General features: G+C 64.1%; 21 protein-coding genes and 1 pseudogene. 13 read left to right on the top strand and 9 right to left on the bottom strand.

Features of this window, described 5'->3' with window-relative positions; translation table 11 throughout:
- The first annotated feature begins 9 nt into the window (after positions 1 to 9).
- The 4 genes from CAG11_RS04925 to CAG11_RS04910 all read left to right on the top strand — a co-directional run bounded on the left by CAG11_RS04925 (position 10) and on the right by CAG11_RS04910 (position 2,215).
- Positions 10 to 339, top strand: coding sequence for a GlpM family protein (locus CAG11_RS04925; RefSeq protein WP_177409099.1), 330 nt, complete (start codon positions 10 to 12; stop codon positions 337 to 339).
- A gap of 151 nt (positions 340 to 490) precedes the next feature.
- On the top strand, positions 491 to 1,411 hold the full coding sequence (locus tag CAG11_RS04920; protein WP_085595103.1) for an arginase: 921 nt from the start codon (positions 491 to 493) through the stop codon (positions 1,409 to 1,411).
- Positions 1,408 to 1,782: a transporter gene (locus tag CAG11_RS04915; RefSeq protein WP_022640635.1), complete on the top strand. Its 375-nt coding sequence runs from the start codon at positions 1,408 to 1,410 to the stop codon at positions 1,780 to 1,782. Before CAG11_RS04920 ends, CAG11_RS04915 begins: the two co-directional genes overlap by 4 nt.
- Before the next feature lie 31 nt (positions 1,783 to 1,813).
- Entirely contained in the window at positions 1,814 to 2,215 is a 402-nt protein-coding gene (locus CAG11_RS04910) for an EamA family transporter (protein WP_085595101.1), read from the top strand.
- A gap of 157 nt (positions 2,216 to 2,372) precedes the next feature.
- Here CAG11_RS04910 and CAG11_RS04905 read toward each other — a convergent pair whose 3' ends face one another.
- Both CAG11_RS04905 and CAG11_RS04900 read right to left on the bottom strand, forming a co-directional pair.
- On the bottom strand, positions 2,373 to 3,236 hold the full coding sequence (locus tag CAG11_RS04905) for a fatty acid desaturase (RefSeq protein WP_085595099.1): 864 nt from the start codon (positions 3,234 to 3,236) through the stop codon (positions 2,373 to 2,375).
- A 112-nt stretch (positions 3,237 to 3,348) separates the two neighbouring features.
- Positions 3,349 to 4,119, bottom strand: a complete 771-nt coding sequence (locus CAG11_RS04900) for a MipA/OmpV family protein (RefSeq protein ID WP_022640638.1) — start codon at positions 4,117 to 4,119, stop codon at positions 3,349 to 3,351.
- A gap of 229 nt (positions 4,120 to 4,348) precedes the next feature.
- Between CAG11_RS04900 and CAG11_RS04895 the strand changes: the two genes are divergently transcribed.
- From CAG11_RS04895 to CAG11_RS04870, 6 genes are read left to right on the top strand one after another with little or no spacing between them, the layout of a single operon-like run.
- Positions 4,349 to 5,044 (top strand): HAD-IB family phosphatase, encoded by a 696-nt coding sequence (locus CAG11_RS04895; RefSeq protein ID WP_022640639.1) that lies wholly within the window; start codon positions 4,349 to 4,351, stop codon positions 5,042 to 5,044.
- Positions 5,037 to 6,431, top strand: coding sequence for an aspartate aminotransferase family protein (locus CAG11_RS04890; RefSeq protein WP_085595097.1), 1,395 nt, complete (start codon positions 5,037 to 5,039; stop codon positions 6,429 to 6,431). Before CAG11_RS04895 ends, CAG11_RS04890 begins: the two co-directional genes overlap by 8 nt.
- Positions 6,428 to 7,294, top strand: a complete 867-nt coding sequence (locus tag CAG11_RS04885; protein ID WP_022640641.1) for a carboxylesterase — start codon at positions 6,428 to 6,430, stop codon at positions 7,292 to 7,294. Before CAG11_RS04890 ends, CAG11_RS04885 begins: the two co-directional genes overlap by 4 nt.
- A gap of 14 nt (positions 7,295 to 7,308) precedes the next feature.
- Positions 7,309 to 8,436, top strand: coding sequence for a GNAT family N-acetyltransferase (locus tag CAG11_RS04880; protein WP_085595095.1), 1,128 nt, complete (start codon positions 7,309 to 7,311; stop codon positions 8,434 to 8,436).
- Entirely contained in the window at positions 8,433 to 10,211 is a 1,779-nt protein-coding gene (locus CAG11_RS04875; RefSeq protein WP_053131705.1) for an ATP-binding protein, read from the top strand. Before CAG11_RS04880 ends, CAG11_RS04875 begins: the two co-directional genes overlap by 4 nt.
- On the top strand, positions 10,201 to 11,598 hold the full coding sequence (locus CAG11_RS04870) for a sigma-54 dependent transcriptional regulator (protein ID WP_085595093.1): 1,398 nt from the start codon (positions 10,201 to 10,203) through the stop codon (positions 11,596 to 11,598). Before CAG11_RS04875 ends, CAG11_RS04870 begins: the two co-directional genes overlap by 11 nt.
- Positions 11,599 to 11,640: 42 nt before the next feature.
- On the opposite strand, the gene CAG11_RS04865 is transcribed toward CAG11_RS04870, so the two are convergent.
- Positions 11,641 to 12,675 (bottom strand): alpha/beta fold hydrolase, encoded by a 1,035-nt coding sequence (locus CAG11_RS04865; protein WP_053131711.1) that lies wholly within the window; start codon positions 12,673 to 12,675, stop codon positions 11,641 to 11,643.
- A gap of 393 nt (positions 12,676 to 13,068) precedes the next feature.
- Between CAG11_RS04865 and metR the strand changes: the two genes are divergently transcribed.
- A complete protein-coding gene (gene metR, locus CAG11_RS04860; protein ID WP_085595091.1) occupies positions 13,069 to 13,986 on the top strand; it encodes a transcriptional regulator MetR in 918 nt (305 codons plus the stop codon).
- A gap of 24 nt (positions 13,987 to 14,010) precedes the next feature.
- On the opposite strand, the gene CAG11_RS04855 is transcribed toward metR, so the two are convergent.
- The 6 genes from CAG11_RS04855 to CAG11_RS04830 all read right to left on the bottom strand — a co-directional run bounded on the left by CAG11_RS04855 (position 14,011) and on the right by CAG11_RS04830 (position 17,902).
- On the bottom strand, positions 14,011 to 14,520 hold the full coding sequence (locus CAG11_RS04855) for a GNAT family N-acetyltransferase (protein WP_031321378.1): 510 nt from the start codon (positions 14,518 to 14,520) through the stop codon (positions 14,011 to 14,013).
- Between the two features lie 2 nt (positions 14,521 to 14,522).
- Entirely contained in the window at positions 14,523 to 14,888 is a 366-nt protein-coding gene (locus CAG11_RS04850) for a nuclear transport factor 2 family protein (RefSeq protein WP_022643458.1), read from the bottom strand.
- Between the two features lie 21 nt (positions 14,889 to 14,909).
- Positions 14,910 to 15,548, bottom strand: coding sequence for a LysE family translocator (locus tag CAG11_RS04845; RefSeq protein ID WP_022643459.1), 639 nt, complete (start codon positions 15,546 to 15,548; stop codon positions 14,910 to 14,912).
- A 23-nt stretch (positions 15,549 to 15,571) separates the two neighbouring features.
- Positions 15,572 to 16,003 (bottom strand): NUDIX domain-containing protein, encoded by a 432-nt coding sequence (locus CAG11_RS04840; protein WP_085595089.1) that lies wholly within the window; start codon positions 16,001 to 16,003, stop codon positions 15,572 to 15,574.
- Positions 16,004 to 16,090: 87 nt separating this feature from the next.
- Entirely contained in the window at positions 16,091 to 17,437 is a 1,347-nt protein-coding gene (locus CAG11_RS04835) for an HD domain-containing phosphohydrolase (protein ID WP_085595087.1), read from the bottom strand.
- Between the two features lie 195 nt (positions 17,438 to 17,632).
- Positions 17,633 to 17,902, bottom strand: coding sequence for a type B 50S ribosomal protein L31 (locus CAG11_RS04830; protein ID WP_022643462.1), 270 nt, complete (start codon positions 17,900 to 17,902; stop codon positions 17,633 to 17,635).
- Positions 17,903 to 18,023: 121 nt separating this feature from the next.
- Between CAG11_RS04830 and CAG11_RS33990 the strand changes: the two are divergent.
- Both CAG11_RS33990 and CAG11_RS04820 read left to right on the top strand, forming a co-directional pair.
- Positions 18,024 to 18,122 (top strand): annotated as a pseudogene (locus CAG11_RS33990) (LuxR C-terminal-related transcriptional regulator); the annotation flags it as partial.
- A gap of 158 nt (positions 18,123 to 18,280) precedes the next feature.
- Positions 18,281 to 19,900: an FMN-binding glutamate synthase family protein gene (locus tag CAG11_RS04820; protein ID WP_022643463.1), complete on the top strand. Its 1,620-nt coding sequence runs from the start codon at positions 18,281 to 18,283 to the stop codon at positions 19,898 to 19,900.
- Positions 19,901 to 19,932 lie beyond the last annotated feature (32 nt).

Genomic DNA, 19,932 nt, shown 5'->3' with positions numbered 1-19,932 from the left:
ATGGATCTGTTGTTGAAAGCCGCGCTGGGCGCGGCTGTAGTGGTGATTCTCGCGGCCCTGGCCAAGACCCGGAACTACTACATCGCCGGGCTGGTACCGCTGTTCCCGACCTTCGCCCTGATCGCCCACTACATCGTCGGCAAAGGCCGTTCGCTGGACGACCTGAAGACCACCATCCTGTTCGGCATGTGGTCGATCATTCCCTACTTCGTCTACCTGGCGACCCTGTACTTGATGGTCGACCGCCTGCGCCTGGAGGCCTCCCTGGCGGTGGCCGCGGTGGCCTGGCTGATGGCCGCCAGCATCCTGGTCGGCGTCTGGGTCCGGGTCCACGCCTGAGGCCTGCCAGGCCGAAGACCCAGCCGCCCCGACCGGCTCGGCCAGACAAGCCTGGCCCGACCCTTGCATTTACCCGGCAAAGCCCACCCGGCCTGCGTTTTAGCCTGACCACGCAGTTTTCCGGGGGGCGCTGCCATGGGTAAAGTACACCTTGAACATTCTAGATCTCGACCACAGCCTGACCGCCCAGGAGCCCATCATCCGGCGCCTGCAAAGTGGCCAGGCGCAACGCATCGACCTGCTGGACCTGGGCCCCAGGCTGCGGCTCTGGTCCACCGAGCGCACCTATCGCCAATTCATCGAGCGCCTCGAACGGCGGCCCCGGCGTAGCGGCCCACAGCCGGAAATCTTCTTCGTCGGCTCCGGCGACTATCACCACCTGACCCCGGCCTTCTTGCGCAACCTGCCGGAGCCGGTGAGCCTGGTCCACTTCGACAACCATCCGGACTGGGTGCGCCTGGCCCCGCGCCGGCATTGCGGATCCTGGGTCAACCGGGCGCTGCAACTGTCCAATATCCAGCGCATCGTCACCCTGGGGCCCTGCAGCGAAGACCTGCACAACCCGCAACTGCGCGGCGGCAACCTCGGCGCCTTGAAGCACGGCAAGTTGCAATTGTTCCCCTGGCAGCACGAACCCTCCCGGGTCTGGGGCCGGGTCGGCGATGGCGCCGGGCACCAGCAGCAAGACCAGCACCTGCACTGGCGCAACCTGGCCCAGCAGGACTGGACGGACTTCCTCGACAGCATGATCGCCAGCCTGCCCACCGCGGCGGTCTGGATCACCATCGACAAGGACGTGCTGGCCAGCGAGGACGCCGCCACCAACTGGGACCAGGGCGGCATGCGCCTGGAACACCTGCTGCAAGCCATCCGCGCCCTGGCCGCGCGCAAACGGATACTGGGTATCGATGTTTGCGGCGAATTCGCCCAACCGGCCTTTAGCAATGCCTTCAAGCGCTGGGAGGCCAAGTCCGACCAGCCACCGCCCGAACGCTGGAGCCAGGAGGATCTGTTGCGCAACTCGGTGACCAATGAAGCCCTGATTTCGCTGTTCGAGGAGCTGTTCCCATGACCTTGACCGTCGTGTTGCTGGTGGCCTTTTCCATCCTCCTGGATGTGATCGGCCAACTGTGTTTCAAGCTGGGCCTGGACCGCTTGCCGGAGCTGGAGGGGGGCTTTCGCCTGAACGCCTTCTGGGGCCAGGTGTTCAACGCTCCGCTGCTGTGGTGCGGGGTAGGCGCCTACGTGGTGGAGTTTTTCGTCTGGCTCGAGGCCCTGTCCCGGGCCCCCCTGAGCCTGCTGTTCCCGGCTGCGGCCCTGGGTTATTGCGGAGTGGTGCTGGCGGGCAAGGTGGTGCTGGGGGAAACCGTCAGCCGCCGGCGCTGGCTCGGCACCCTGGTAATCACCGCCGGCGTGATGCTGGTCTGCCTCGCCAGTACCTGAGCCCTGTCCAACCGATACAAGGAAACGCTTCATGAGTTCGAACCAAGCTAACGACTGGCTGCATGGCCGCCTGGGTACCCTGCTGCTGTGGTTCTTGTTGATCAGTTTCGAAGGGGCCGGCCAGATCGCCACCAAGGTCGGTGGCGACCAGCTGGGACAGATGGATTTCAGCCTGCAATGGCTGGCGGCGGTCGTCGCCAATCCCGGGGTGCTGACGGCGATCGCCTGCTACATCGGCGCATTCTTCGTCTGGATGCTGATCCTGCGGCGCAGCAGCCTGTCCCTGGCCTTTCCCCTGAGCGCCCTGGTGTATGTGGTGGTGCTGCTGGGCTCGTGGCTGATGCTGGGCGAGCAGATCAACCCGCTGCACTGGCTCGGGGTCTTCGTGATCATGGGCGGGATCGCCCTGCTGGCCGAAGGCGAGGAAGCCTGAAAACACCCTGCGCCCGCTGCGCAACCTTCGGCAGCGGTACAGGATCGGCTTCGTGTAGCCGCTGCCGCCAGGCTGCGACAAGGTCATCAGGACCTTCAGACTTCAGCCTCCTGCGGCAGCTGCGCGGTCGTGCGCAGCCTTCGGCGGCAGCTACAGGTTACTTGCGGTGGGAAACCAAAAAGCCCAGTCCGTGGGACACCGGGATCACTTTCACCCCCGCCGCACGCTGTTCCTCGCGAATCTGGCGATGGAAGGCCTTGACCTTGGTCCAGTGCATCTTCGGCCGGTAGTGGTGCTCGGCGTGGTAGCCGTTGTTCATCCAGATCAGGTTGTACAGCGGGCTGTAGGAACTCACGCCCCAGGCGATCGGCAGGTCGGGATTGCCGCCCAGGTGCTCGTAGTAGCCATTGAGCGACGACAGCGACTGGCCCAGGTACCAGAACGGCAACAGCACCAGCACCGCGTGCCAGTCGAAGAGTGCCAGGGCCAGGTAGAAGACCACGGTCATGGCGATTTCCACTTTCACCCAGCGGGCATCGTCCGGGCGCTTGCGCTGCATTTGCTGGTAGATCTCCTTCGGATCATCGCGAAAGAAACTGAGGAAGGTATAGGCCCATGGGTTGTCCGGCTGGCCGTTCTTGCCATGCAGGTAGATCGACAGCGGATCGACGGTCTTGCCACTGGCGTCCGGCAGGTCGGAGTTGCCCCGGTGGTGGCGGTTATGGATGTCGCGGTACAGGGTCTGGGAAAAACCGATGGTCACCGACAGCAGCAGGTCGAAGGCGCGGTTCATCCAGGAGGGCGTGAAGTAGGCGTTGTGGATCTGGTTGTGGGAAATGCTGTTGATACTCCACGACAGGCTGACGGCGTACAGCAGCGCGGCCGGGATGATGATCCACCAGGACAGCGCGTGGAAATCCAGCACCAGCCACAGGACGAAGGCGAAATGCGCCAGGGCCATGACGATCGGGATCAGGTCCCAGAGTGAATAGGCGAGCAAACGGTAAGCAGGACGGGCCATGAAGAACTTCCTGAGAAATTGAATTCATGGCGCCCATTGCAAAGGCCAGACCAGTTTTCCTCCTGGCGGCGCCCATGGCTGGTCCAGCCCCGGGCGCCAGGCCGCAAAGCCCTCAGAAACGGTAGCTGATGGCGGTCTGTACTTGTCCCTGGTTGACGTGGCCCTTGTCGCGCACGATGGTGCTGTCGGCCGCCGAGTTGACCAGGCGGATCCAGCTGGCGCTGGCCACCAGCGACCAGTTGCGCCCCAGCGGGACCTGGATGTTCTGGGTCAGGGTGAAGTTCTGCAGGCCACCGCCGGCGTCATAGCGCTGGATGCCAGAGGCCAGGAACTCCTTGGTGCTGACACCGAAGAAGGTCTGGTTCTGCCGGGCATCGGCAAAGTGCAGGGTCAGGTTGTTGCTGCCGATGATGCCCATGCCCAAGGGGTAGCCGATCTCGGCGCCCACCTTGCCCAGCATGCCGCCCTGGCCACCGGAACCGCCCACGGCCTGGCCCACGGCGGCGAACACGCGCCAGAAATCATCCGGGGCGTACTGCACGAAACCACCGACGTCGGCCATGTCCGGCACGTCCCGCAACCCGCGCAAGGAGCCGTCGGCATTACGCCCCTGCAGGTAATTGATGTAGGGCCCGGCACTCCAGCCATTGCTCTTGAAGGCATCCCAGGTCAGGCCGTCGTCGGTGCTCAGGCTGACATCGCCCCAGTCCAGGTCCAGGTAGGGCAAGGGCGTGGTGTCGTAGCGGCTGGCCGTAGGGTCGTGGGGTTGGTAGCCGATGCCCAGGCCCACTTCGCCAGTGATGCCGGAGTCGCCCCAGGCGCTACAGGCAAGGCCCAGCGACAGCAGGCCGGCCAGGAGGGAGGGGAAGGTGAACCTTGGCATGAATGAAATTCCTTATCTGAAAATGCGCGCATCAATCACCACCGACAGCCTCGAGCGCAAGCACTGATGTTGTTTGTAGCAAGCTACAAAAATTGTAGCTGCCAAGCTACAAATCGCCTGCCCTTCCAAGCCAAGCCCCAGCCCCGCTGGGTTTCCCCTACTTGGCACAGTCCCTGCTCTACCTCTGCCACAAGCGTACACAACGCTCTTATTCAACAGGTAACAGCAGATGATGCACTGGCATATCGTATGTGACTTCGACGGGACCATCTCCCGCGCCGACGTGATCGATAACGTCCTCCAACGCTTCGCCGACCCAAGCTGGGAAACCATCGAGCAAGAGTGGCTGGACGGTCATATCGGCTCCCGGGAATGCCTCAGTCGCCAACTGGCCCTGGTCAAGGCCTCGCCCGCCGAATTGCTGGGCTACTTCGACAGTGTCGAGATCGACCCCGACTTCCCTGACTTCGTCGACCATGTGATCGGCCTGGGCGCCACCATCGAAGTGGTCAGCGACGGCATCGAACAGGGCATCGCCCGCATCCTGGCGCGCAACTACGTGACCCTGCTGCCGATCCTCGCCAACCGCCTGCGCCAGGTCGACCACAACAGCTGGCGCATCGACTTCCCCTATTCCAGCGACGCTTGCCGGGCCGCTTCCGGCAACTGCAAGTGCAAGTCCACCCCGCGCGGCAAACGCGTGCTGGTGATCGGCGACGGCCAGTCCGACATGTGCGTGGCCTCCACCGCCGACTTCGTCTTCGCCAAGGGCCGCCTGGCCGAGTACTGCGAACGCAACGCCATTCCCTACGCGCGCTTCGACTCCTTCGCCGAACTGCCGGCGCTGCTGGCCAAGCTGCCGCGCGAGGCCGCCAACGCCACCACTTTCTCTCTTGAAACCCAGGAACTCTTCCACCATGTCTGATATCCGCATCGCTACCGCAGAAGACCAGGTCCTTCTGGAAAAAGAAGCCAAGTACTGCTCCTACGGCGATACCGTCCACTACATCGAACCCCCGCGCATCTTCAGCCGCTGCGAAGGCTCCTACGTCTGGGATACCGAAGACCAGGCCTACCTCGACCTGCAGATGTGGTACTCGGCGGTGAACTTCGGCTACGCCAACCCGCGCCTGAACAACGCCCTGAAGCAGCAGATCGACACCCTGCCGCAGATCGCCAGCCAGTACCTGCACAAAGGCAAGATCGAGCTGTCGGAAATGATCGCGGTCGACGCCAAGAAGAAGTTCGGCCTCGACGGTCGCGTGCACTTCAACGTCGGTGGTTCGCAGTCCGTCGAGGACTCGCTGAAAGTCGTGCGTAACGCCAGCAACGGCAAGAGCCTGATGTTCGCCTTCGAAGGCGGCTACCACGGTCGTACCCTGGGCGCCTCGTCCATCACCTCCAGCTACCGCTACCGCCGCCGCTACGGCCACTTCGGCGAGCGTGCGCAGTTCATTCCGTTCCCGTACCACTTCCGCGGCCCGAAAGGCATGACCAAGGAAGAGTACGGCAGCCACTGCGTGAAGCAGTTCGCCCGTCTGTTCGAAACCGAATACAACGGGGTCTGGGACCCGAAGGTCGGCCAGAGCGAATACGCAGCATTCTACGCCGAGCCGATCCAGGGCACCGGCGGCTACGTGATCCCGCCGATGAACTTCTACCGCGAGCTCAAGCAAGTACTGGATCAGCACGGCATCCTGCTGGTGGTCGACGAAATCCAGATGGGCTTCTACCGTACCGGCAAGCTGTGGTCGATCGAGCACTTCGACGTCCAGCCTGACGTGATCGTGTTCGGCAAGGCACTGACCAACGGCCTCAACCCGCTGGGCGGCATCTGGGCCCGTGAAGAGCTGATCAACCCGGGCGTGTTCCCGCCAGGCTCGACCCACTCCACCTTCGCCTCCAACCCGCTGGGCACCGCCGTGGGCCTGGAAATGTTCAAGATGACCAGCGAGATCGACTACGGCGCGATGGTCATGGAGAAGGGCAAGTACTTCCTCGAAGGCCTCAAGGACCTGCAGAAGCGCTACCCGATCATCGGCGACGTCGACGGCCTGGGCCTGGCCCTGCGCTGCGAGATCTGCACCACCGACGGCTTCACCCCGGACAAGGCGACCCTGGACTACATGGTCGAGGAAGGCATGAAGGGCGACATCGAGATCGACGGCCAGCGCCTGGGCCTGATCCTCGACGTGGGCGGCTACTACAAGAACGTGATCACCCTGGCGCCATCGCTGGAAATCAGCTACGCGGAAATCGATCTGGGGCTGGCCCTGCTGGACCGCCTGCTGGATCGGGCCATGAAGCGATGAGCATGGCTGAGATCGATCTGGGCGAAGGCGACGCCGGCTTCGTTCTCGGCACGGGTCAGGTCGGGATCTTGTTGATCCACGGCCTGACCGGCACCCCGACGGAACTCCGTCGGGTGGCCCAGGGCCTGGCCAAGGACGGTACGTGCACCGTGTACGTACCGACCCTGCCCGGGCACTGCGGGGACAACAGCGACCTGCAGGCCACCGGCTGGCAGGACTGGTACCAAGGCGTGCGCAAGACCTTCGCCGCCATGCAGCAACGCCACGAGCAGGTGTTCGTCGGCGGCCTGTCCATGGGCGCGGTGATGTCGATGTACCTGGCCTCCGAGCACCCGGGGCGGATCAGCGGCCTGCTGATGTATTCCACCACCCTCAAGTACGACGGCTGGAGCATCAACAAGCTGGCGTTCCTGACCCCGCTGCTGATGAAGATCCCGTTCGGCGTGCATATCTGCCGCTTCGAGGAAAAACCACCCTACGGCATCAAGAACGAACGCCTGCGGGCCATCGTCGAGAAGCAGATGAAGGCCGGCGCCAGCAGCGATGCCGGACTCCTGACCATGGAGGGCGTGACGGTGCGCGAGTTGCACCGGATGAACGCCGTGGTCAAGAAACGCATGCCGTCGATCATGACCCCGGCCCTGGTCCTGCACTCCAGCGAAGACGACATCACCAGTACCTGGAATGCCGACTACGTGGAGCGCAAGCTCGGCGGCCCGGTGACCAAGATCCTCCTGGACAACTGCTACCACATGATCACCGTGGACCTGCAATACCAGCGGGTGATCGAGCTGAGCGCCGACTTCATCCAGCAACGGGTGACCAGCCCGAGCCTGCGCGAAGACTATCGACAGCTGGCGTGACTTAAGGACGAGACGTGATTACCGCCCAAGCCTTTTCAACCATACAGGCCATCGAACGCAGTGCCTGGAACGACTGTTTTCCAGGGGCCCTGGAGGATTGGGACTATTACCTGGCCGTGGAAAAAGCCGCCATCGCCGATTTCCGCTGGCGCTACCTGGCGATCTACGAGGGATCGACCCTGGTGGCGGTGGCACCGGCCTTCACCACCCAGTACCGGCTCGATACCACGGTTTCGGGCCTGGCCAAGCGCTTTACCGAGCGCCTGGAACGCCAATGGCCCGGGGTCCTGCAACTGCGCCTGTACGCCATCGGCTCGCCAGTGGCCGAACAGTGCAATGTCGGCACCGCCAGCCATGTCCCGGCCGAACGCCGCCAAGCCCTGCTGGACGAGTTGCTGAAGCTGGCCCGGACCGACGCCGACGGCTTCGGCATCGGCCTGATGGCGGTCAAGGACGCCGCCAGCCACGACCGGCAATGGGCCGCCAGTTGCCTGGCCGCCGGGCTGCAGGCGATGCCGAGCCTGCCCAGCGCCCTGCTGCCGATACCCTTCGCCTCCATCGACGCCTACCTGGGCACCCTGGGCAAGTCCACCCGCAAGGACCTGCGCCGCAAGCTCCGGGCGCCGGCGCCGCGCATCGAGTGGCGGCAGCGGGTCGACGACGTGCTACCGGACATCATGCGCCTGTACGAGGCGACCCTGAACCGCGCCGACCTGCAGTTCGAACGCCTGCCGGCGGAGTACTTCACCGGCATCCTCGAACAGCTGGGCGAACGGGCCGCCTGCGTCCTGTACTGGGTCGGCGAGCAACTGGTGGCGTTCAACCTGGTGCTCATCGACCAGCATCGGCTGATCGACAAGTTCTTCGCCCACGACCTGGATGTCACCCGTGAGCACAACCTGTATTTTCGCAGCTGGCTGGCCAACGTCGACTACTGCATCCAGCAGCGCATCCCGCTGTACGAGTGCGGCCAGGCCGGTTATGCGAGCAAATTGCGCCTGGGCTGTCGCTTCACCGCTAACATGCTGTTTTTCCGCCACCGCAATCCCTTGCTCAACGCGTTGCTGAAGGTGATAAAACGCTTTGTCCGCCCGGATCGCTCCGACCCCGCCATGGCCGCTGCAATAAGCGAAAGTACATGACCAGAAAAGATCGTCGTCCTCCCCGCCCCTTCGCCATCTCCCGCTGGAGCCTGCAGCGCAAGCTGGTGCTGGCGTTCTGGCTGGTCAGCGTGATTCCCACCATGATCGCCGCCGAGCTGGCGGCCACCACGTTGTCGGAAATCTTCGACAGCAACGTGCGGATCTGGCTGCAGGAATCCACCAAGATCGTCGAGGACGAGATCACCGAGATCCTGCGCGACAACGCCCGGATCGCCCAGCTGTTCCTGCGCTACACCCGGCCCCCGGGGGAACGCAACGCAGCCAAGCATGACAAGCTCACCGCCGATATCGCCGATTCCATGGGCATCGATGTAGTGGCGCTGATTCGCAAGAGCGACCACAAGGTGATGTTCACTACCGCCGCCGACGATGTGGTCGGGCAGATCAGCACCGCCTCCAACGCCGTGTTGCAGACCATCCAGGTCGGCGGTGCGGCCACCGGCGTGGTGGTCTCGACCTTCCAGACCAACCTCGACGGCGTCGACTACCAGTTGTTGATCGCCACCTACCTGGACGCCAGCTTTCTCACCAGCGTGGCCGACGTGCACTCTCTGGACCTGCGCCTGTACCTGGCCAAGGCCGACGACTTCTCGGAAATCTTCGCCACCCAGCGCTTCGAGGACCACCCGCCACAGGTACCGCACCGGATCGAGGACATCCTGCGCACCACGCGCCAACCCACCGAGCAGTTCACCAGCCGCTACAGCGGACTGTACCGGCCGATCTTCAACGACAGCGGCGACCTGGTGGGAGTGATCTTCAGCGGCCTGCTGCGCCACAGCAGCCTGGTCGGCCTGGTCAACCAGAGCAACCTGTTCATCCTGATCTTCCTCCTCAGCTCGGCGGCCTCGCTATGCGTCGGCTGGCTGGTGTCGCAACGCCTGACCCGGCCCCTGCGGGGCTTGTCCAAGGGCGTACAGGCGGTGATCAGCGGCGACTACCGGCAACGGGTGCCGGTGATCGGCGGCGACGAGCTGGCGGAACTGAGCAGCACCTTCAACCACATGACCGAGCGCCTGGGCGAGTTGCAACACCTGGAGGGGCAACTGCGCCGTCGTGACCGCCTGCATGCCCTGGGCGAGGTCGCCATGGGCCTGGCCCACGAGATACGCAATCCGCTGGGCATCATCAAGACCGCCACCCAACTGCTGCACCGCCGGGCCGACCTGCCCGAGAACGACAAGCGCCACCTGGAATACGTGATCAGCGAAGTCAGCCGGATCAACGACCTGATCACCGAGTTCCTCGACTTCGCCAAGCCCAGCGCACCGATCCGCGCCACCCAGCCGGCGCGCCCCCTGCTCGAGGAGCTGCTGGGGTTCTGCGGCCCGGAACTGGCGACCCACAACATCGACGCACGCATCGAGGACCTGGCCCCGGGCGCGACCATCCACGCCGACGCCCGCCAGCTCAAGCAGGCCTGCCTGAACCTGATCCTCAATGCCATCGACGCCATGCCCGAAGGCGGCCGCCTGACCCTGGGCATCGCCCAGCAGGAGGACGAAACCATCATCAGCATCGGCGATACCGGCCAGGGCATCGAGCCGGACATGCTGGAGCGCATCTTCACGCCGTTCGTGACCACCAAGGCCTCGGGCACCGGCCTGGGCCTGGCCAAGGTCTATTCGATCCTGGAAAGTCATGACGGCCACATCGAATGCGCCAGCGAAAAGGATGCCGGCGCCACCTTCAGCCTGTACATTCCGGCCAATGGTGAAGACGACGAGGATGATGAGGACCGCGATGACGCATAACCTGTTGGTGGTCGACGACGAACCCAAGCTCTGTGACCTGCTGTCCTCGGCCCTGGGCCAGAACGGCATCCAGGTGTTCACCGCGGGCAACGGCCTGCACGCGCTCAAGGTGCTGGAACAGGAAGACATCGACCTGGTGATCAGCGACTGGCGCATGCCCGGCATGGACGGCCCGCAGTTGCTGAGCGAGATCAAGCAGCGCTACCCACAGTTGCCGGTGATCGTGATGACCGCCTACAGCACCGTGAAGAACGCCGTGCAGTCCATGCGCAACGGCGCCTACGACTACATCGCCAAGCCTTTCGACATCGACGAGCTGGACATCACCGTCAGCAAGGCCCTGCAGTTTCGCGACATCCTCAAGGACAACCAGCGCATGCGCGCCGAACTTGAGGAGCACCAGCAGATCGACAGCCTGGTGGGCGACAGCCCGGCCTTTCGCCAGGTGCTGCAAGCGGTGGACTCGGTCCGCGAGAGCAATGCCACCATCCTGCTCACCGGCGAAAGCGGCACCGGCAAGGAAATGGTCGCCCGGGCCATCCACAAGCATGGCAATCGCGCTGGCAAACCATTCGTCGCGGTCAATTGCGCGGCCATCCCCGAAGGCTTGCTGGAAAGCGAGATGTTCGGCCATCGCAAGGGCGCCTTCACCGGCGCCGTGGCCGATCGGGTCGGGCGCTTCCAGCAGGCGGACAAGGGCACGTTGTTCCTCGACGAAGTGGGCGACATGCCCCTGGCCCTGCAAGCCAAGATCCTGCGCGCGCTGCAAGAGCGGGTGATCGAGCCGGTGGGCGATCCGCGGGAGCGCAAGGTCGATGTGCGGGTGATCGCCGCGACCAACAAGGACCTGCTGCAAGCGGTGGCCGACAAGGAGTTTCGCGAAGACCTGTACTACCGCCTCAATGTGTTCCCCATTCCCTTGCCGGCCCTGCGCGAGCGCGTCGAGGACATCGGCCCGCTGGCCCGGCATTTCGCCCACAGCCTGGGCGCCACCGCCGGCAAGCGCATCACCGGCTTCAGCCCCCAGGCCTTGCAGGCCATGGCCAACTACAACTGGCCGGGCAATATCCGCGAGCTGCAGAACTGCGTGGAGCGGGCGACCATCGTCGCCACCGGCCAGACCATCGAGGAAAGCGACCTGCCGGGCTACCTGTTCGATACCCGTGCCGAGGAGGGAGCCGCCAGCGTCGCTCTCAACGTCGGGCCGCAAGTGCCCAGCGATCTGGACGCTGCCCTGGCCGAAGTGGAAAAGGCCTACATCCTCGCGGCCCTGCACCAGAGCAACGGCGTCCAGGCCGCCGCCGCCCAGATGATCGGCATCTCCGAACGCAGCTTCTGGTATCGCCTGAAGAAACTCGGGATCCAGGTGGACAAGATCGTTCGCTGACGCGAACAGCGACAAGCTGCAAACGGAAATCTATCCGCTGGCTCAGAGCATGCGGCCCACTTCCAGCGGCTCGATCTGCGCCCAGTGCGACGTATCCTCGCGATGGCTTTGCAGGTACGGCAGCACCGCCGCCAGCAGCGGCGCCTTGAACGCCTCCTGGAAACGATGGGCCAGCCCCGGGATCAGCTTCAACTGGCTGCCCTGGATATGCGCGGCCAGATGCACCCCATGCATCACCGGCAGCAACGGATCGGCAGTGCCATGGACCACCAGGGTCGGCACCCGCAATTGCTTGAGCATGGTCACCCGGCTCGGCTCGGCGAGGATCGCCATGATCTGGCGCTTGACCCCCTCGGGATTGAACGCCCGGTCATAGGCCAGCGCCGCCTGGTGCAGCAATACCTGGCGATCGTCATGCACCTTGGGGCTGCCCAGGGCCGCCAGCAAGTCCGCCTGCTGTTCCAGGGCCGCCTCCCGGTTGGGCGCATTGCGCCGCGACAGCAACTGCACCAGCGCCGCGTTGGGTGCCGGCAGGCCTTCGGCGCCGGAACTGGTCATCACCAGGGTCAGGCTCTCGACCCGCTGCGGAGCCATCGCCGCCAGGTGCTGGGCGATCATCCCGCCCATGCTCGCCCCCAGCACATGGAACTGCTCCACATGCAGGGCATCCATCAGCCCCAGGGCATCATCGGCCATGTCGGTCAGGGTGTAGGGCGCGGCGACTGGCAGGCCGAGCTTATAGCGCAGCACTTCGAGCGTCAGGTTGGCGCTGGCCGGCGCCTGGCGCCAGGTGGACAGGCCGACGTCGCGGTTGTCATAGCGGATCACCCGGAAGCCTTGCTGGCACAGGGCGACCACCACCTCATCCGGCCAATGGATCAACTGCCCGCCCAGGCCCATGACCAGCAGCAGGGCCGGATCCGAAGCCCGGCCGATGCTCTGGTACGCCAGGCTCACCTGTGGCAGGTCGACCCGCTGGGTCGCCACATCGACGTCGCAACGCCCGGACGCAAAAACAAACTGGCCGAGCAATAGCCCGGCCAGCAAGAGACAACCTGAAAGAAATCTTGCCCGCATAGGAAACACCGAAACGTAGAACCCCAGTTGGGCACCTCGAAAAACTACCTGCGTTGCCAGCGCGGCGTTAAAAACCGGCTGGTGCGCCAGCCCGGTCAAAATGCTCATTTACTCCTCGTAAACTGCGCTTTTTCGCCGGTTTTTGCCTTGCGCTGGCGGCCTCGCCTACGTTTTTAGAGGTGCCCAGTGGAGCGCGAGTCTGATGAAGTTCGATGATTCGCGCTGCCACAGTTGCGTGACAATTTGATGAAGATTGCCCCGACGGTCGTGCCCGCCGGAACGGCATGGGGCAAAACCCCGGATAAAGCGGCGCCAGTGGTCGACAGCCCCTTGAACATGAGACAAACTCACCAGCCTTCGCACTTATCAGTAAATTCATTCATGGAGAGCCCGGTGCTCGAGATCCGTCACCTGAAGACCCTGCACGCCTTGCGCGAAGCCGACAGCCTGGTCGAAGCCGCCGAACGCCTGCACCTGACCCAGTCCGCCCTGTCCCACCAGTTCAAGGAGCTGGAAGAGCGCCTGGGCATGCCGCTGTTCGTGCGCAAGACCAAGCCGGTGCGCTTCACCAGCGCCGGCCTGCGCCTCTTGCAACTGGCGGACGCGACCCTGCCACTGCTGCGCGGCGCCGAACGCGACCTGTCGCGACTGGCCGGCGGCACCGCCGGGCGCCTGCACATGGCCATCGAATGCCACAGCTGCTTCCAGTGGCTGATGCCGACCATCGACCAGTTTCGCGACGCCTGGCCGGAGGTGGAGCTGGACCTGGCTTCGGGCTTTTCCTTCGCCCCGCTGCCGGCCCTGGCCCGTGGCGACCTGGACCTGGTGGTAACCTCCGACCCGGTGGACCTGGCGGGGATCACCTACGTGCCGCTGTTCACCTACGAGGCCATGCTGGCGGTCGCCAACCAGCACCCGCTGGCGGGCAAGCCCTACGTAGTTCCCGAAGACCTGCGAAGCGAAACCCTGATCACCTATCCGGTGGAGCGCGATCGCCTGGACATCTTCACCCGCTTCCTGGAGCCGGCGGACATCGAGCCGGCGCAGGTGCGCACCTCGGAACTGACGGTGATGATGATGCAGCTGGTGGCCAGCGGTCGCGGCGTGTGCGGCATGCCCCATTGGGCGCTGCACGAATACAGCTCGCGGGGCTATGTGAAGGCCAAGCGGCTGGGGGAAAAGGGCCTGTTCGCCACCCTGTACGCGGCGATTCGCGCCGATATGCTGGACGCGCCCTATATGCGTGATTTCCTGCTGACCGCCAAGGACACTTCGTTCTCGACCCTCGACGGGGTCAGCGCGGTGCGTTGATTGCCCGAAACTGCCGGCGGCGGCTCAGCCTTGCTCCGGCAGTCGATACCACATGTGGATCTTGTCGAAGTAGTCATCCCCCACTCGCACAGCCAGGGGTTCGAGGCCGTACTGGACGAAGCCGCAGCGCTGGTACAGGGCCAGCGCCGAGTCGTTGCCCGCCGTCACCGTCAGTTGCACCAGGCGCACGCCTTCGTATTCCGCGGCTTCGGCCAGCAGCTCCTGCACCAGGCGCAGGCCCAGGCCGCTGCTGCGCTGTTGGGCGGTGACGTACAAGCCAAAGAGCGTCGCCTTGTGCTGGGCTTTTTCGCGCAGCTCGAAGGCCAGGCCAACGACCCCCACCAGGCGCCCATCGCAGAAGGCCCCCAGTAGCACGTCCAACTCGCCATCCAGGCGCGCGGCCCACCAGGTCAGGGGCAGTTTTTCCCGCTCGCGGACACTGGAGGTGAATGCCTCGGGATGGCGGTCGTAGGCTTCGAGCATCAAGGCCCGGTACTGCTCGACATCCTCCGGGACCAGGCGCTGGATCTGCATGTTCAATCGAGGCTCTTCTGTCCGGTGATGAATGAGGCGGACTTTATCTTGCCGTCCTGCACTTCATAGATGGCTACGGTTTCCAGGGTTCCGGTGCCGTCGCTGAAGGTGCGGCTGATCAGTTCATGATCGATGACCACATTGCCCATCACCGAGCGCTGCAGCAGCCGGGCGTGCAGGTTGGGCTCCTGGAAGCGCAGTTGCGCCCGGGCCCGGATCTCTTCGTGACCACGGGCCAGCAAGGTCGCCGGATGCTCGTATTGCCGGGCGTCCCTGGCATAGGTCGCCAGCCAGGCCTCCAGGTCCTTGCGGTTATAGGCTTGCAGTTGCTCCTCGACCACGGCCTCGGGGCTGGAAAACTCTGTCATGGCACTACTCCTGTGTTCAGTTCAGTTGGCACGACGTTGTTCGAACATCAAGCGCACCGCCAATCCTGCCAGCACGAAGCCCATGAAATAGCGCTGGACCGACAACCAGGTCGGATTGCTGGCGAACCAGGAGGCGATACCGGCGGCGAACAGGGCGATCAGCAGGTTCACCGAGAAACTCACGCTGATCTGGGTCAGGCCGAGGATGATGCTCTGGGTGAATACCGAACCGTATTCGGGGTGGATGAACTGCGGGAAGATCGACAGGTAGAACACGGCGATCTTGGGATTCAGGGCACTGGTCAGGAAGCCCATGGTCATCAGCTTGCGCGGCGAATCGGCCGGTAGTTGCTGGGCCTCGAAGGGCGACCGGGCACCGGGCTTGAGCGCCTGCCAGGCCAGCCACAGCAAGTACAGGGCACCTGCCCACTTGAGGACCTCATAAGCCATGGGCACCGCCATGAACACGGCGGTGAGCCCCAGGGAGGCGGCCATCAGGTGGACGAAGAATCCCGCCACCACGCCCAGCAACGAGGTTACGCCGGCCTTGCGTCCCTGGCAGATCGAACGGGAGATCAGGTAGATCATGTTCGGCCCGGGGGTCAGCACCATCAACAGGGAAGCGGCGACGAAAATCAGGTAGTCGTGCAGTGGAATCATGGCAGTCCTTGGCAAGTGATCGATCAGGCGAGGGTCGCTTGAGACTGGCGATAAAACGGCAAGATCAGATCCCGTGTCAACGGCGCCAGGAACAAATCTGCGTCGCCGGCCGGATCGATCCAGCGCACCTCCTCGATCTCCGCTGCCGGAGTCACCGGGGTATCGATACGGATCAGGAAGACCTCGGCCTGCACCACATGGCCGGGCTCATTGGCCGCGGGAGCCGAGAACTGCTGCAGGTAGCGGGCCTGGGCCGGGTCGATGCGCAGGCCCAGTTCCTCCTCCAGCTCGCGGGCCAGGGCATGCACCGGCTGCTCGCCGGCCTCGATCTTGCCGCCAGGCTGCATGAAGGCGCGGGTGCCGCGCTTGCGCACCAGCAGGGTGTGGCCGTCGGCGCCGATCAACAGCGCGGCGGCGATACGAATGATGGAAGGATCAGCAGAAGAAGCAGGCATGACGATGGAGTGACCTTGGAAATGAAGGGGCAAGGATCACACGTGCCGCCCTCCCGAGGCTATCGAGCAATGGTCTTTCGCTGTCGCTCAGGCGCCCACGGTTTCCTCCCGGGGCAGCTTGACGAACACGCTGTAACGCGCGCCCTCCATGGTTTCGAAGGCGATCAGCTTGTCCACCAACGGCAGGTTGAGCACCTTGCCGGCATTGAGCAGCAACATGCCGTTGTCGGCGTTGAGGTTGCGCGCCAGGATCATGCCCGGCGCCAATTCGCGGGTACCAAGGACCCGGACCGACGGATCGCCCAGGGTCACGTCGCACAGGTACACCGAGCACACCTGGATGAAACCCTCCACCAGCTGCGGGTCGTACAGGCGCCCGGCGTACTTGCGAATGAAGACCAGGGCCTCGTCGCTGTTCATGCGGCGCTCCAGGATCAGGCCGCACTGCAACTCGATGAAATCCACCGCCAGCTTGAGCACCCGCGAGCCCAGGGGGATAGCCTCGCCCCTGAGCCGATCGGGAAAACCGCTGCCGTCCCAGTGTTCCTGGTGATGACGGATCAGCCGCGCGGCATCCTGCACCGGCTCCAGGGTCATCAACAGCGATTCGCTCTGTTGCGGATAGGCCCGGTAGCGCTCGCGTTGCTGGTGATGCAGCAGGTCCGCCGGGGTGGTCATCAGCTGATCGCTCCAGCTCAATTTGCCGATGTTGTGCAAGGCCGCGGCCATGGCCAGGTCGCGCTGGAAGATCGCATCCAACCCCTGGATCGTGCAGTAGGCACGCACCAGCTCGATGATCCGCCGATTGGTCTGCTTGGCCAGAGGCAGGCGCTGGTTGACCAACAGGGAAAACAGTTCGGCACCGGTGGCATAGCTGTGCTTGAGCTCCTCGTAGGCCAGGTCGAGCATGTCGGCGGTCTGCTGCAACTCGGCGGTGCGCGCCGCGACGCGTCTTTGCAACTGGACGTTGAGCGCCTTGAGCTCAGTGTTCTGCTGGCGCACCAGAAGCCCCAGGCGCTGGCGCTCACGCTCGGCATGCTGGTGGTCGAGGGCCTGGCGCAGGGCCAGCAGCAACTCCTGGTCGTCCCAGGGCTTGTTCAGGTAGCGATAGATCTCGCCCTCGTTGATGGCCCGGGCGATGAGCCTGGGGTCCGGGTCACCGGTCAGCAGGATCCGTGCGGTGTGCGGATACTGCTGGTGGATGCGCGCCAGCAGCGCCGGGCCATCCATCTGCGGCAGGTGGGCGGCGCTGATCACCAGGTCCACCTCGCAGTGGGCCATGACGTGCAGGGCCTGGATGGCGTCCCGGGCAAAATGCAGTGCATAGGGATGGGGGCTGAGCAACTGGCGCAGGCGTTGCAGGACCAGGTCCTGGGCGTCCACCAGCAGGACCCCGGGCAAGCGGGAGACTGTGACAACGTCCGGATCACCCATGGGGACACCTCGGGTCAACGTTGATGCACGCGTCCATCATTGCGTGTGCCGGCAACAACGAGCTTGCTGCCTGATTGAAGATTAGAAGAATTTCCAATTGCGATGATGGCTTTTTAACACCATTCATCCAGCGACAGTGTCCCGCTGTCGTTCAGCGACGCCCCTGGCCAGTGGCGAGGGGCGCTGCCGGTGCACTCACTTGGCGGCCTTGCCGCCAGAGCCGAAGGATGCAAAGCGCTTGTTGAAACCGGCGATACGGCCTTCGGACTGGGTCTTGCGCTGCTGGCCGGTGTACACCGGATGCGAGGCACTGGAGACGTCCAGGGCCACATAGGGATAGGTCTGGCCGTCGCTGTACTTGTGGGTGCGATCGGTGTCCACGGTGGAGCCGATGAGGAAGAACACGTCGGCGGCGGTGTCGTGGAACAGCACGGTGCGGTAATCGGGATGGATACCGGGTTTCATGGGGGGGCCTCCAGGGCATTTGGGTGAGCTCAATACGTTATACAATAACATACCATCACCTTCAAAACGAGAACCGATTGCAACAAGCCCCAGACTGCCTGCCGGTGCCGCGCCAGAGCGGCTGATCAGCGGTTGCTCCAGCAAGGAGATCGCCCGTAAGCTGGAAATTTCCACCGAGACGGTGAAAAACCATAAGACAATCAGCGCCAGCACGCTGGGGCATGGCGTCCCGGCTCCAGCTGTTCGCGGAACTTTCTTCAGGTGCATGGCGCCTGATAGCCGGCCTGGCGCCGCGCCCGGACATAACAATAAGAACCCGCGCTCCAACAAGAATGAGTACCGACAAACGATCTGATGAGTCCGAACCAAGGAACCCGTATGAGCCTGTCACTCCTGAGCCGCTATGCCTTCTTTGCCGCCTGCGTGATATTCACCCTCGCCAGCCTGCCCTTCGTCGAATATGACTGGGTCTGGCCCTTCACCCTGGTCACCGGCCTGCTGAGCCTGCTGGGGATCTTCGACCTGCTGCAAAGTCCCCATGCCGTACGCCGCAACTACCCGATCCTGGGCAATATCCGCTACCTGGTCGAAGGCATCCGCCCGGAAATCCGCCAGTACCTGCTGGAATCCGACAGCGACGCCCTGCCCTTCTCCCGGGCCCAGCGCTCGCTGGTCTATTCGCGGGCCAAGAACCAGAGTGCGGACAAACCCTTCGGCACCCTGATCGACGTCTACCAATCGGGGTTCGAGTTCATCGGCCATTCCATGCGCCCGGCGCCCCTGAGCGATCCCGACAGCTTTCGCGTCACCGTCGGCGGCCCACAGTGCACCCAGCCCTATTCGGCCTCGGTGTTCAACATCTCGGCCATGAGCTTCGGTTCCCTGAGCGCCAACGCCATCCGCGCGCTGAACCAGGGCGCCAAGCTCGGCAACTTCGCCCATGACACCGGCGAAGGCAGCATCAGCCCCTACCACCGCGAACACGGCGGCGACCTGACCTGGGAACTGGGCAGCGGCTATTTCGGCTGCCGCACCAGCGATGGGCGCTTCGACCCGGAGCGCTTCGCCGCCCAGGCCAGCAACCCCCAGGTACGGATGATCGAGATCAAGATGAGCCAGGGCGCCAAGCCTGGCCACGGCGGCATCCTGCCCAAGCACAAGGTGACCCAGGAAATCGCCGATACCCGGGGTATCCGCATGGGCGAGGACTGCATCTCGCCATCGAGCCACAGTGCCTTCTCCACCCCTATCGAAATGATGCATTTCATCCAGCAGTTGCGTGAGCTGTCCGGTGGCAAGCCGGTGGGCTTCAAGTTCTGCCTGGGCCATCCGTGGGAGTTCATGGGCATCGCCAAGGCCATGCTGGAGACCGGCATCCTTCCGGACTTCATCGTGGTCGACGGCAAGGAAGGCGGCACCGGCGCCGCACCAGTGGAATTCACCGACCATATCGGTGCGCCGATGCGCGAAGGCCTGCTGTTCGTGCACAACACCCTGGTGGGCCTGAACCTGCGGGACAAGATCAAGCTCGGCGCCAGCGGCAAGATCGTCAGCGCCTTCGACATCGCCAGCGTACTGGCCATCGGTGCCGACTGGGCCAACTCGGCGCGCGGCTTCATGTTCGCCATCGGCTGCATCCAGTCGCAGAGCTGCCATACCAACAAATGCCCGACCGGCGTGGCCACCCAGGACAACCTGCGCCAGCGGGCGCTGGTGGTACCGGACAAGGCCCAGCGGGTGTACAGCTTCCATCGCAATACCCTCAAGGCCCTGGCCGAGATGCTCGCCGCCGCCGGCCTGCAGCACCCTTCGCAATTGGAAGCCAAGCACCTGGTACGGCGCATGTCGGCCACCGAGATCAAGCTATTCTCCCAGCTGCATGTATTCCTCAAGCCCGGCGAATTGCTGACCGGCGAAGTCACCGGCGAGTTCTACTCGCGCATGTGGCAACTGGCCCGCGCCGACAGCTTCGAGCCCAACACCCCGGCCGCGGCCTGATCGCGGCCCCCGGGCCTGCCCCTGGCGGCCCG

The sequence above is a fragment of the Pseudomonas sp. B6(2017) genome (genome assembly GCF_002112765.1).
Lineage (GTDB): Bacteria > Pseudomonadota > Gammaproteobacteria > Pseudomonadales > Pseudomonadaceae > Aquipseudomonas > Aquipseudomonas piscis.
The sequence above is the reverse complement of the archived record's forward strand: the minus strand, read 5'-3'. Positions and strand labels throughout refer to the sequence as shown.